At 33.0% G+C, this 12,474-nt stretch carries 14 protein-coding genes; all 14 read left to right on the top strand.

Annotation, left to right across the window (positions count from 1 at the left end; all coding sequences use genetic code 11):
* The first annotated feature begins 14 nt into the window (after positions 1 to 14).
* Positions 15 to 248 carry a hypothetical protein gene (locus J2Z80_RS01185; protein ID WP_209452724.1) on the top strand — a complete coding sequence of 78 codons (234 nt, stop codon included), beginning with the start codon at positions 15 to 17 and terminating at the stop codon, positions 246 to 248.
* A complete protein-coding gene (locus J2Z80_RS01180) occupies positions 245 to 1,231 on the top strand; it encodes a DUF6094 domain-containing protein (RefSeq protein ID WP_209452723.1) in 987 nt (328 codons plus the stop codon). The genes J2Z80_RS01185 and J2Z80_RS01180 overlap by 4 nt, the downstream gene beginning before the upstream one ends.
* A gap of 14 nt (positions 1,232 to 1,245) precedes the next feature.
* Positions 1,246 to 3,837: a DEAD/DEAH box helicase family protein gene (locus J2Z80_RS01175; RefSeq protein WP_209452722.1), complete on the top strand. Its 2,592-nt coding sequence runs from the start codon at positions 1,246 to 1,248 to the stop codon at positions 3,835 to 3,837.
* 386 nt (positions 3,838 to 4,223) lie between these two features.
* On the top strand, positions 4,224 to 4,454 hold the full coding sequence (locus J2Z80_RS01170; RefSeq protein ID WP_209452721.1) for a hypothetical protein: 231 nt from the start codon (positions 4,224 to 4,226) through the stop codon (positions 4,452 to 4,454).
* Positions 4,451 to 4,813, top strand: a complete 363-nt coding sequence (locus tag J2Z80_RS01165) for a hypothetical protein (RefSeq protein ID WP_209452720.1) — start codon at positions 4,451 to 4,453, stop codon at positions 4,811 to 4,813. The genes J2Z80_RS01170 and J2Z80_RS01165 overlap by 4 nt, the downstream gene beginning before the upstream one ends.
* A 98-nt stretch (positions 4,814 to 4,911) precedes the next feature.
* A complete protein-coding gene (locus tag J2Z80_RS01160) occupies positions 4,912 to 5,139 on the top strand; it encodes a hypothetical protein (RefSeq protein ID WP_209452719.1) in 228 nt (75 codons plus the stop codon).
* A gap of 5 nt (positions 5,140 to 5,144) precedes the next feature.
* The gene (locus tag J2Z80_RS01155; protein WP_209452718.1) at positions 5,145 to 5,408 is read left to right on the top strand and encodes a hypothetical protein; all 264 of its coding nucleotides are present in this window, start codon (positions 5,145 to 5,147) and stop codon (positions 5,406 to 5,408) included.
* Positions 5,409 to 5,423: 15 nt separating this feature from the next.
* Complete coding sequence (locus J2Z80_RS01150) at positions 5,424 to 5,978, top strand: hypothetical protein (protein ID WP_209452717.1); 555 nt, start codon at positions 5,424 to 5,426, stop codon at positions 5,976 to 5,978.
* A complete protein-coding gene (locus tag J2Z80_RS01145; RefSeq protein WP_209452716.1) occupies positions 5,962 to 6,312 on the top strand; it encodes a hypothetical protein in 351 nt (116 codons plus the stop codon). The genes J2Z80_RS01150 and J2Z80_RS01145 overlap by 17 nt, the downstream gene beginning before the upstream one ends.
* Before the next feature lie 65 nt (positions 6,313 to 6,377).
* Positions 6,378 to 6,605, top strand: coding sequence for a hypothetical protein (locus J2Z80_RS01140; RefSeq protein ID WP_192402510.1), 228 nt, complete (start codon positions 6,378 to 6,380; stop codon positions 6,603 to 6,605).
* Positions 6,606 to 6,667: 62 nt separating this feature from the next.
* Entirely contained in the window at positions 6,668 to 7,204 is a 537-nt protein-coding gene (locus J2Z80_RS01135) for a 5' nucleotidase, NT5C type (protein WP_209452715.1), read from the top strand.
* Between the two features lie 17 nt (positions 7,205 to 7,221).
* On the top strand, positions 7,222 to 8,295 hold the full coding sequence (locus tag J2Z80_RS01130) for a DUF3854 domain-containing protein (protein ID WP_209452714.1): 1,074 nt from the start codon (positions 7,222 to 7,224) through the stop codon (positions 8,293 to 8,295).
* Positions 8,296 to 8,352: 57 nt separating this feature from the next.
* Positions 8,353 to 9,912: a DEAD/DEAH box helicase gene (locus tag J2Z80_RS01125; protein WP_209452713.1), complete on the top strand. Its 1,560-nt coding sequence runs from the start codon at positions 8,353 to 8,355 to the stop codon at positions 9,910 to 9,912.
* 439 nt (positions 9,913 to 10,351) lie between these two features.
* Entirely contained in the window at positions 10,352 to 12,472 is a 2,121-nt protein-coding gene (locus J2Z80_RS01120) for a site-specific DNA-methyltransferase (RefSeq protein ID WP_209452712.1), read from the top strand.
* The last annotated feature ends 2 nt before the right edge of the window (positions 12,473 to 12,474 follow it).

Genomic DNA, 12,474 nt, shown 5'->3' with positions numbered 1-12,474 from the left:
AAGGAGGACGTGAGATGTACTATTTCCTGTATTGCAACGGAGGAATTCATAAAATTGGTGTCAAAAACAGACAACTTATATTTCTGAATCATAAACAAGAAGAAATAGAAACAGAAGCAGCTTTAGGGATACTTAATGACGGACAGTTTCAGTGCAAGTGTGCGGAAATATATACATTGTGGCAAAAAGGACAAATAAAAAAGCTGCCAAAGTTTCTACAAAAAATGTTAAAGGAGGAAGTTAAATGAGAATTGAAGGAAAATATAAGATGGGCTATTATCCTACGCCCAATAGTATAGTAGATCGCATTAAGTCTTTTTTAGATTTTCCAACGCAATATAACGTCCTTGATCCATGCTGTGGTGAAGGTGACGCAATAAGTAATTTAATAGACAATAACGGACGCACTTATGGCGTGGAACTGGACTATCAAAGATATAGCAAAGCCTGTGAAAAACTCACACGTACTTTATATGGTGGATATGAAGAAATGATAACGCAAAACAATGCCTTTTCCATACTTTTTCTAAATCCGCCATATGATACTGACGAAAATGGTGAAAGAAAAGAATTGATTTTTCTTAAAAAGACAATAAAGTACCTGACTACAGGCGGTATATTAGTTTATATAATTCCACAGCATATCATACATGACACAGCAAGACTCTTAAGCTATGCTTTTGCTGACATAAAAGTATACCGCTTTACTGACGAAGAATATAAGGCATATAAACAGGTTGTTATTTTCGGCATCAAAAAAAGAAACAAAAAAGTTATCGCAAGTGATGTTGAAAAACTGTTAAAGGCTGAAAAAGCAAATACAAATTTAGAAGAAATACCGCTTTTATCCGAACCTGTCTATAAAGTTCCTGTAACGATTCCGCCAAAGTACTTCAATAATGGTTATATTGATGAAAATTATTTACAGAAAAAACTTTCAGAATCGAATTTATTATTTAATGTCAAAAAACAATTTGAAACACTACAGGAACAGGAAGAAAAACGTCCGCCATTGCCACTGCACATGGCACACATAGGACTTCTGTTAGCAACTGGCAGCCTTAATGGTGAAATGGACGGACATGTTGTAAAAGGCATTGTTAATAAAACTGAAAGAAAAAGCCTGGAGGAGGATGAAGAAACAGGCGAACAGACAGTCAAAAAAACAGAAGAATTAAGTGTCAGCATAAAGATACTGACAAAAAATGGAGAAATAAAAGAATTAATTTAAGGAGGAATTCAGAAATGTACAATATAGAAGTTTATGACAGCGAGAAAAAGGCGTATGTTTATGCATACGCCGATTTTTATTCATACGATCCTATAACCTGGCAGCTTAACTTTGTCAGTTTTGCAGGTTTTGACAGTGCCGTACAAAGCATTAAAGCTGCAATATGGAAACGCAAAACAATTAATCTTGATCATGGCTATTATTATCCAAAAGGAGGATACAAGACTTTTTCTGAAAAAATAGACGAATATACGCACACAATAATGATTTCTGAAGATGCCTTTAATATGCAAGTAGAAAGACCACTTATTATTGTATGGAATAACGACAAAACACATGCAGTTATGAAAGTCTTGCAGGAAAAATTCACAGTGCCATTGTTAGACAGGTGGGCAGACTGGCTTATAAAACAGCTTATAAATCAAGATTATCTGTTATATCAAAATGTATATGGCATTAATATAGACGTATACAGGCTTAATATAACTGAAGATGAGTTAACCGAAATAGTTTTGGAAGGACTTGAATGTGGCAGTATAACCATTAACGGTGAGCTTGACTTTGACGTGGATAACATAACAATGGCGGACTACCTCAAGAAATATTCCAATACATTTTCACAGAAAATCGAAGAAACCTACAAGCCTTTATATGATCCTCTTAAGCCTAAAAATAACGAACTTATAAAGACTTTAAAAATAAAACCTTTTAAGGCTCAAGAGGACGTTATAATGGCGTCTGTCGAAACACTAAAAAGAAAGAAAAACATTGTTGTTGTAGGTGAAATGGGAACTGGCAAGACAGCATTGATAGGACCGCCAATACCGTATATTCATGCTGATGGCAAGCCTTATAATGCACTTGTCATGTGTCCTGGACATCTGGTTAACAAGTGGAAAAGGCAGATAGCAGCTACAATACCTGATGCAAATGCAGTGATAATGGAAAGCTGGAAAGATGTCTTAAAAATACCAAAAACAAAGGACAAAATAAGATACTATATCATATCAAAGGACAAAGCAAAATTAGGATACGCCGAAAAAGTTGCTGTTATAAAACATCTGAACGGACATATATCATGTCCTGTATGCGGAAAAACATTTGTAGACAAAGATGACGTTCCTCTGACGGAAGATTATTTTAAATCGCATACAACAAAAAACGATAAATGTCCGTACTGCAAAACAAAACTATGGCAGGCAGACAAAGACAGTTTTCGCAGGTATCCCGTAGCAGAATATATCAAGCGTCACATGAAAGGATTTTTCGACTATTTCATCGCTGATGAAGTACACGAATTAAAAGGCGGAGACACAGCGCAAGGAAACAGCTTTGGCACTTTGTCAAGCTCGTGCAAAAAGACAATAGCCTTGACTGGAACATTGCTTGGAGGTTATCCGACAGATGTATTTTATCTTCTATACAGGCTTAATCCAGAAGCAATGCTAAAGGACGGAATAAAATATAACGATACAACACTTTTTGTGGAGCGGTATGGTGCCATAGAAACAATAATCAAGGAGAAAGACAGTGAATATAACAAAACATCAAAAGGCAGACAAAAAAGTACCAAAAAGCGCATGCTTCCTGTCATTTCACCTTTAATATTTTCAAAATTTCTGCTAGATCAGTGTGTATTTCTCCAGTTATCAGACTTGCAGCAAAACCTGCCGAAATACACAGAAGAAGTCCAGATTATAGAACCTGATAACGAACTTAAAGAAGCCTATGACGATCTGGCAGATGAACTTAAAAATGCAATCTTTAATGCTGACAAAAACATGCTGTCAACGTACCTGATGACGCTTTTAAGGTATCCTGACAGTCCTTTCAACAACGAAGCAATACCTGTAACAGACTATTATCAAATTGTTCCAAAAGACCTGCCTGAAGATTTTATTTATAACAAAGAGCAGCATTTGCTAAATTATGTATTAGACGAAACTAACAAAGGCAGAAACGTGTTTATATATGCACAATTCACAGGACAAAAAGACGTCACAAAACGTCTTGAAAATCTGCTAAATGGTATAGGTATTAAAACATGCACACTTAAAACCTCAATAAAGCAGGAAAAACGTGAGGAATGGCTTGACGAGAAAGTCAAGGACGGATACAGGTGCATTATTTCTAACTTTGAGCTTGTCAAAACAGGACTTGACCTTCTGGACTTTCCTACAATCATTTTTTATGAAACAGGCTACAATACGTTCACGTTAAGACAGGCAAGCAAAAGATCATGGAGAATCGGACAGACAAAACCTGTTAAAGTTGTGTTTATGGTCTATAAAGACACCTTACAGTACAATGCACTTGCCTTGATGGGCAGTAAACTTGAAGCTGCAATGAACATTGAAGGAAAGTTTTCAGAAGAAGGCTTGCGAGCTTTATCCAATACAAGCAACATCATGGTTGAGCTTGCAAAAAGCCTTGTCAATGGACTTGACGAGAACATTAGTATAGAAAAGATTTGGCAGGCTCAAAGCGATAATGTCATTGATTTATCAACATTCTTTAAAACTGTCAAAGTCAATTATTCCAAAAAGAAAAAATCTCAAACAGTCGAACAACTTTGTTTCGATTTTGACGCTTTACAGCAGGCATAACAAGCCTGCTTTTTTATTTTTTTCTTGACTTTTTTTAATTTTTGAGCATATACTAAATTAGAAATTCAAGTCAACCTATCGGAAAAAGTACGAACCTCCATATTTTCCGTTCCACTCACATTGCGGAGGAGGATCTCGAATGAGTGGTTGATAGCGTACTTGAACGGCATAATACCCACTGCCGTAAAATTAGGTATTTGTGCATGTTGAAGCATGCCATTTTATTGGAGGAAGGCATAAGTGTGTACCGCTGTGTGACTAAATGTTTTGGTACACAGTGATAAAAGGTGGATTAGTTTAGCAAGAAAGGTATGTGCATATATTTCCAGAATTTTCAAGGTATGCGCATACCTTTTTATATTTTTTAAAAGAAAGGAGAATTTTATATGTTAACAAAAATTCAAGTGAGTGGTACAATAAAAGGAGAGATTGATATGATGGAGGCGATTAAATTGAAAAAGAAGAAAAAAGCTTCCAAGAAAAAAGTTAATAAAATTTTTAAATTCAAAGATAAGCCAACTCCTATAATTCAATATTCAGAATTAGGATTTCCTGTCATATGTGGTGGCGGAAAATCGATGAGAGAAATGTACGAAGAGGAGAGAATTGGCTTATGAAGGAAATTGTATATCCTTTTGATAATACAGTATTCTCTTCAAAAACAAGCGTATTTATTGACGCTTGTTTTTTATTAGCTTTATTGGACAAAAAGGACAGAAAATTTCAAGAATGTATAGACGTCTCTAAAATACTTTTAGATAATAAATGTCAATTATATATAAGTCCTATTGTGTTAGCAGAAGTAATCAATAAACTGATTTATCAATTGTTTTTGCAGGATATATTACATCAAACATACAACTCAAAACCTATCAATAGCTTAAAAAATATCAAAATTATCATAAGGAAATTTTCAAAGGCGGATCAAAATAATATTTCAAAATCTATCATCAATGTAACCATTTTAAAAATCTAAAAGGCGAAATCCACGTCAATTAAGGCATATTCAAAACTAAAGTAAGGTTTTTGAATATGCCTTTTTTAATTTTTGAAGAAAAAAAGGAGGACTTTATTATGTGGCCATATTCTAAAAGTCAGGAGGAAAAATTTGCGAAAGTTTTTGAGGACGTAAGGCAGGAACCATATTCCTGCTTTTTTAACACTTTGTATAGGCATGGATACATTCATGTAGGCAAAGATCATCTTCCAAAATTCGTCAACATACTTAAGAAACATTCTATGCCTTTTGAAGTTGAGCAGGAGGACAGTTTCTGGTATGTTTTAAAAATTATAAAGGAGTGATGATTGTGCTGCTTGAAAAATACGCAAGGCAGTATGATAAACAATATAAAAAATTATTGCGGTACATCAATTGTACCGCAGTTTCCTTTGATCTTGGAAACGGACTTCGTTGCATTGTTTCGCCCTGTGCAAAACAGCCAGGACGCTACCAATGCACATTTTATGACAATAAAGGTCCGTTGAGCGACATAATAAGAGACAAAAAAGAGGAAATTTTTAGAGAGATTGTTCTGTACGATAAAACGAAACTGATTGATATGATTGAGTGAAAAGGAGGAATTGGTGTGAAGAAATATAGAGTGACTTATTTTTTAGGTAATAAAGAATGGACGGAAACAATGTCGGAAGGACAACTCAAAAATTTTGAAAAAAGACTTGAGAATGGTGCTGAAGAACAGATAATTTCAGTCAACGAAATTCACGAACTGCCATCAGACCTAATTCAAGCATTTCAAGACTTCAAAAAGGCTGCATATAAGCTTAACGAAATGCTTGAAAAATATGATTCGAATAACGATATTCAAGACTTATTCATTACAAAATATCCGTTCATTAAAGCTTTTTCTGAAGTTGCAGACGACATAAATGATTGGTATACAGCAGTTATTAATCAAGAAACTGCAACATCAGAAACCTTTAGAGAAATTCAAGGAGAAATACTTAATGCCTGTCCAGGCTATCAAGCAGTAATAAAGTTAGACAATAATAAAGTCCTGACGACAAGTCCAGTTAAATACATTTACAGTATCTATAATAATGGACAGGTAATAATATTGTACACGAAAAATTCCGTATACAAAATTAGAAAAGGAGGAGGTATGAATGCTACAAATCAATAAATATGAATATTTAGTTACTCTATGGGGCGAAACTTTGAAAATAAGCTTTTCGCCCCATTCTATTTTAAGATGCAAGCAAAGGCAAAAAAATCCAAAAAGCATTATACAGTCTATTATGTCATGTCAGGAACGCATTAAGGACTTAAGGTATTCGCACCAGAGATTTACAATACTTGATTATGCTTACAACAATGCCTGTATACTAGCTTTTAACAATCCGCATAAATTAAGCGTTGTGACTGTTCTTGACGGAGTTGATGCGTGGACTGAAGGCAGATTGGACTTGATAACAAAGACTAAAAGGGAAGTGCACAGGTACGTGTGCGCTGACTGAAAAGGCGAGAATGTCAAGAGTTCTTGTCCTTTTTTTATTTTTAAAAAGTAAAGGAGAGATAAAAAATGATAACGGAGTATCAAAAACAATTAATTAGAGACTTATATATTGCATTAGTCAATATTAATGACGAGTGCAATAGAGAATATCAAGAAAACGACAGTTCACAATTTGACAATAAGGCAGGAAAACTTTTCACATACATGGCAGAGTGCATACTAAATGGTGATAATGCATTCTTGCCTGACTTGATAAAGATGAAATCCAAAGAATTGTTCAAAATTGAGTTTTAAAAAGTAGGGAAATTTTTATCCCTACTTTTTTTGATTAAAGATGAAAGGAGAATGATGAAATTATGATAAATATAATGTATTTTAGTGGAAAAGTCAAGGATTTAAGAAAGTTTACAAACATTTTAACCAACGTAAAAGGCAAGTTAATTTGCTGTGATATTGACAACACACTTGCTGACGTCAATACACAACTCAAAAAAGCAGGATATGACATTTCAAAATATCCTAATCCTGTACTTGATCAAGACTTCTGGACGTCTTATGAAGCAATACAAATGTTTATCAAGGCTCAAAAAATCAAAAACACTTGCAAAATTTTAGATGCCCTTGATGAACTAGGCACAGACATATTTTTTGCAACTAGCAGAAACATAAGGTTAAAAGAATTGACAAGAAAGTGGATCGAGAAGCAAGGAATATGGAATGAACATGCAATATACTTTACAGCCACAAAACACATTCTTGAGGCAGACATTTATATCGAAGATAATCCTGAACAAATATCAAAACTCCTTTCACTTGGCAAGCCTGTACTGATACCATCATGGCAGTATAATCAAGGCTTTGATAATGAAAATGCAATTTACTTCAATATATAGAAAGGAGTTCGATAAACATGTCAAACTATAACGATCCACGTCTGTCAATATTAAATGTTGCTCAAAAGTCAAAAATAATGATTTTAAGACAAGTATCAAACGAGGAATTTATGGCAAGATGTCCGTTTTGTGGAGATTCAGAAAAAAGTCCGCAACATGGTCATCTTATGCTAAATATAACAAAAGATGCTTACCACTGCACAAGATGCGGAGAAAAAGGATACGCAATAGGACTTTATGCACGACTACATCGAATAAATAATAGTGAAGCGTTTAAGGAATTAATGAACATGGCACCTGAAACGGTGTCTAAAATCGAAATTAAAAAAATTCCTCAAAGTCCTGTTGCAAATATCAATGAACGTGATAAAGTATACAGGGCTTTTTTAGACAAGTTAACTCTTAAAGGCGAACATTTACAAAATCTTATTCGCAGAGGGCTTTCTTGGGAAGAAACTGGTAGAAATTTGTATAAGTCAGTGCCTACAAGTCCTCAGGAACGCTTAAGAATATGCAATGAACTATTGCAAGAAGGATTGAACCTCAAAGGCATACCAGGCTTCTTTCAAGTCCAAAAAGAAAATCAAACGTACTGGGATTTTTATTCAAACAACGGCTTTTTCATACCAGTACGTGACATTCAAGGACGTATTCAAGGCATGCAAATACGCCTTGATGACGACCATGAACGGAAATATGTGTGGTTTTCTTCACGGGGGAAATTGAGTGGAACTAGTGCACACGCATGGATAGGCGTACATGGAGTACCTGCAAAGACTGTATTGGTTACTGAAGGACCGTTAAAAGCCGATATTGCACATTTTTTAAGCAGATATACTTTTGTGTCAGTTGCAGGAGTAAACGCAATAAAAGGCATTGAGCAAGTTTTAAAAGAACTTGATGCCAAACGTATCTTTATAGCCTACGACATGGATTTAAAAAACAACAAAAATGTGCAGAAAGCTAAAGAAAGACTTGAAAAGAAGCTTGTACAGGCAGGCTTTGAGGTGCATGATAAGACATGGGATGAGCGTTTAGGAAAAGGTATTGACGATTATTTAGTTTGGAAAAAACGTCAAAAAGTGGTATAGGACTTTGTTCCTATACCTTTTTCCATAATAAAAAGAAATTAAAGGAGGAATTTTACTATGTTATATGATTGGCAAAAAGAAGCAATAGAAAAAATACAAGGAGAAAATGCATTGTTATCAGCACCTACAGGTTCAGGCAAAACGAAAGTTGCCTATATGTGGACTAACTTAATAGATAAAGATGAAAAAGTACTATCGCCAACAAACAAAATAAACAAAATAATATTTACAGCACCAATCAAAGCTTTGAGCAACGAACGATATATAGAATTGAAAAATATGGGCATTAATGTCGGGCTAGAAACAGGTGATTTTAAAAGAAACATAGATGCACCTGTGATATGCTGTACTCAAGAAATATATACAAACAAATATGCTCAATGCCCAAACCTTAATGTTGTTATTGATGAATTTCACTATGTATCAACTGATCCTGAAAGAGCAAGAGCATATATAGACGGAATTGCAAATAGCAATCCGACATCAAAAATATTAGTTATGTCGGCAACTTTTGGACATCCTGAAACTGTCAAAAAATATCTTGAAAGACTGTCTAACAGACAGTTTTCACTGTATGCTACAAACGAAAGAGCAACGTCATTAATATTTGATAAAAAACCTGTTATATTAGATAAACTGCAAAATGCACTTGTGTTTGTTTTTTCAAGGCGTGGTGTTGAATCTATTGCCTACGATATAGCACAAAATAGAAATAGAATTGCAACTGAAAAAGTCAGTATATTAGAAAAACTTGCAGAAATCTTTTCGGTTTCTGATATTCCTGATATTTGTTATAAAGGTGTTGGTATGTATGTAGGTTCATTATTGCCGAAAGAAAAGCTATTTATGGAGACTGCCTTCAGAAATGGCATTTTGGACATTATGGTTGGCACTGATGCGCTTGCATTAGGTGTGAATCTTCCTGCCGAGACGGTAGTATTTGCACAGCTTGCAAAATACTACGACGGACCTATAACAAAAAATGAATTTATACAAATGGCAGGACGTGCAGGAAGAAAGGGATACTTTAACACTGGTTATGTGTCATATTATCCAAGCAAATATGAATCATTCGATTATGACACAGACGAACTATATCAATATTTGCTAAAAGCCCCGCAAGAGCCTATGAAAATAACCATAGATATTTCCATACCTAGTATTTTGAAAGGAAAATCCATAAAGGAAGAAGCTGAGTATGTAGCGAAAAATTCAATTCCTATGCTATCAGCTTCAGAGGTTCAGGAAAGAATTGAATATATAATGGAACAAATAGACGAATTTGCCAATGAATTGAATATACAAAACTTTAAAGAAATTTTATCGGACATATATTTTCCTGAATACTCACTTTGGACAAATTTAAATATAGCACAAATGTTTGCTGAAAATGAAACAATAGACATTAATGATTTAAAAGATATAATTTTAGATTACGAAGAAAGTAGAAACTTTTTCTATTCTTTATTGCAATTAAAAAAATACATTAAAATATTGCCAAAACAATATAAACGCAGAATAAAAAACCAAAATTTATTAGACAAATTAATTAACAAAATTGATCCGACTGTTAACGACTTTGAAACAAGAATAAAAAATGCAAGAGAAATAGTATAGTCTTAAGGTGGATATTAACAGGCATGATGGCGAAAGCTGTCGTGCCTGTTTTTATTATTTATGTTAAGCTTTATAAAATTTTTTTTATGAACCGTAGAAGGAATTTTTCGATTTATGTCGAATAAGCTTTATAAGGTATTAATATCCAAGAATATTTATGCTGATGTTTCGGCACACGTAAATATTTTTGGTGGTTAAATAGGATTAAAAGCGGAGGTAGTAGTTTTATGTCATTGACGTCCGTAAAGTGAAGCTTTGCTTTTTTTAAAAAGTATAAAGTCTTAAAAGTATGCATATGCAAAATGTTGGATTTATACTTAATAAAGTTGCAGAACAAAATTTCAATAATACTAGTAAGTATGATTTTGAAAAGTTATTGGCTGATTCTAATAATATAGAAAACAATTTTAGTATTTAATTATAAACAAAGGTGGTAAATATGGAAAAAATAACTAAAGAGCAAAGAGAATATATCATAAAACTTATTCAAGAGGGCAAAGATCTTCCTGAAGAGTTTAAGTATTTTTTATTTCCAACAAAGCAAAAAGAATATGAATTAGTTTATGCTGGAAAGATAAGGAAAGAAGATTTACTTGCAAATGAAGACGGAGTTTTCCCTGTTCCTTTGCAAGTTGATAAAGTCTTTAATGGCGAAAGAGAAAGTTGGAATGACGGATGGAAAAATATGATTGTTTTTGGAGATAATTTGCAGTTTTTAAAAACAGTTTATGAAAATAAGGATCCTTTAATAAAAGATAAAGTAAAGGGGAAAGTAAAGCTTATTTATATTGATCCACCATTTGGAACCGGAGACGAATATGATGGAAATAAAGGGCAAAATGCATATAGCGCAAAAAGAAAAGGCGCAGATTATGTCGAATTTATTAGAAGAAGATTATTAATAGCATATGAAATATTGGCAGATGATGGTCTGATTTTCGTTAGACAAGGTTATAATTTTGGACACTACATAAAAATTGTTTTAGATGAAGTGTTTGGTAAAAATAATTTTATAAATGAAATTATAGTAAACAGAGGAAAACAACGACTTGGTGGAACCAGAAAATACAGCACAGCAACTGATTCTGTTTATCTATATTCTAAAATGCCTAATTACCAATTTGCGCCGTTTAAAAGACCGAGATATGAAAGTGAAGCTAAAGGTACAAATATGCTTATGAAGGGCGAAAGAAATCCTGCTGAAAGAACATTTTATGACCCAGATGGTAATAAAGTGACTCTGCTTCCTCCGCCTGGTATGCATTGGAAATTTGTACAATCTAAGATAGATGAAATGTATAAGAAAGGGGTTATTTATTTAGCCCAAAGCCGAGATAGATTTTCATCAGGAATAAGAAAGATAGAAAATGGAGTCGAAATACCGGTTGATTATTCCCCAAGCTTTAAATTTGACGAAGATAAAACTGTAGATTCTAACTGGACGGATATTTCTGGGTATAGTCAAGAAACAGGATACCCTACAGAAAATTCAGAAGAATTACTTAAAAGAGTAATATTGACTGGAACAAAGAAAGGAGACCTAGTATTGGATTTTTTTGGAGGTTCCGGTACGACAGCTGTTGTTGCAGAAAAACTTGGCAGAAGATGGTTGGTAGTAGATATTGGAAAATTTGCTTATTACACGATGCAAAAAAGAATATTACAGATTGAAAATTCAAAAGATTTAGAAGATCCAAAAAAGAAATATGGTAAAAAAGCAAGAAGTTTTATTACAGCAAGACTTGGTATTTATGATTTAAAACAAGCATTAGATTTAGAATGGAAACAGTATTTAACGTTTGTATCAGAACTTTTTGAATTTGAGATTAAAGAGTTTGAAATAGCAGGATTAAAATTTGAAGGAAAAAAAGGAGAGTATCCTGTAAAAGTTTTTAATTATATAAAATTTAAAGATGCTTCTGTTGATGAAAATTATTTACAAAATATCCAAAATACAATTGGAGATAGAATAAGTGGAAGAGTTTATGTTGTTGCTCCGGCAAATTATGTTGATTTTATACAAGATTATTATCAAATAGGAAATATTAGGTATTATTTTCTTAAAATTCCATATCAAGTTATAAAAGAGTTACATAAAATTCCATTTAAAAAGTTAAGACAACCTCAAAGTAAGAAAAATATTAATGGTTTAGAAGAAATTATAGGATTTCATTTTATTAGACAACCAGAAGTTAAAAGTGAATTGAAAGTTGAAAAAGATAAGATAAAACTAATTATTAAAGAATTTAGAAGTCAATATTATAAGGATGAAGAAGGAAAAATTTTAAATAATTTTGAAACTTTATCAACTGTATTTATTGATAAAAATTATAATGGAAAATATTTTGAGATGGACGAGGTATATTTTGCTGATGAATTATTGCCTAGGAGATCTAAGAAAAAAGAAGAAGATAATATAAGGGAAAAATTAAAAGAGATTAAAGATAATGCTTTGATTCTTGAAATGAATAAAAAAGAAGCTGGTAATAAAATTATGATAGTTTATACTGATATTTATGGAAATGATTTTACTGAAGTTTTAGATATTAAGGAGATGTAACC

Source organism: Thermoanaerobacterium butyriciformans (assembly GCF_017874545.1).
Taxonomy (GTDB): Bacteria; Bacillota; Thermoanaerobacteria; order Thermoanaerobacterales; family Thermoanaerobacteraceae; genus Thermoanaerobacterium; species Thermoanaerobacterium butyriciformans.
Note: the sequence above shows the minus strand (reverse complement) of the source record. Positions and strands in the feature narration are given on the sequence as shown.

What these genes read in the sequence shown, in the direction of transcription:
- J2Z80_RS01185 (WP_209452724.1), top strand. Translation starts at nt 15, where the DNA reads ATGTACTATTTCCTGTATTGCAACGGAGGAATTCATAAAATTGGTGTC.
- J2Z80_RS01180 (WP_209452723.1), top strand. Translation starts at nt 245, where the DNA reads ATGAGAATTGAAGGAAAATATAAGATGGGCTATTATCCTACGCCCAAT.
- J2Z80_RS01175 (WP_209452722.1), top strand. Translation starts at nt 1,246, where the DNA reads ATGTACAATATAGAAGTTTATGACAGCGAGAAAAAGGCGTATGTTTAT.
- J2Z80_RS01170 (WP_209452721.1), top strand. Translation starts at nt 4,224, where the DNA reads ATGTTAACAAAAATTCAAGTGAGTGGTACAATAAAAGGAGAGATTGAT.
- J2Z80_RS01165 (WP_209452720.1), top strand. Translation starts at nt 4,451, where the DNA reads ATGAAGGAAATTGTATATCCTTTTGATAATACAGTATTCTCTTCAAAA.
- J2Z80_RS01160 (WP_209452719.1), top strand. Translation starts at nt 4,912, where the DNA reads ATGTGGCCATATTCTAAAAGTCAGGAGGAAAAATTTGCGAAAGTTTTT.
- J2Z80_RS01145 (WP_209452716.1), top strand. Translation starts at nt 5,962, where the DNA reads ATGCTACAAATCAATAAATATGAATATTTAGTTACTCTATGGGGCGAA.
- J2Z80_RS01140 (WP_192402510.1), top strand. Translation starts at nt 6,378, where the DNA reads ATGATAACGGAGTATCAAAAACAATTAATTAGAGACTTATATATTGCA.
- J2Z80_RS01135 (WP_209452715.1), top strand. Translation starts at nt 6,668, where the DNA reads ATGATAAATATAATGTATTTTAGTGGAAAAGTCAAGGATTTAAGAAAG.
- J2Z80_RS01130 (WP_209452714.1), top strand. Translation starts at nt 7,222, where the DNA reads ATGTCAAACTATAACGATCCACGTCTGTCAATATTAAATGTTGCTCAA.
- J2Z80_RS01125 (WP_209452713.1), top strand. Translation starts at nt 8,353, where the DNA reads ATGTTATATGATTGGCAAAAAGAAGCAATAGAAAAAATACAAGGAGAA.
- J2Z80_RS01120 (WP_209452712.1), top strand. Translation starts at nt 10,352, where the DNA reads ATGGAAAAAATAACTAAAGAGCAAAGAGAATATATCATAAAACTTATT.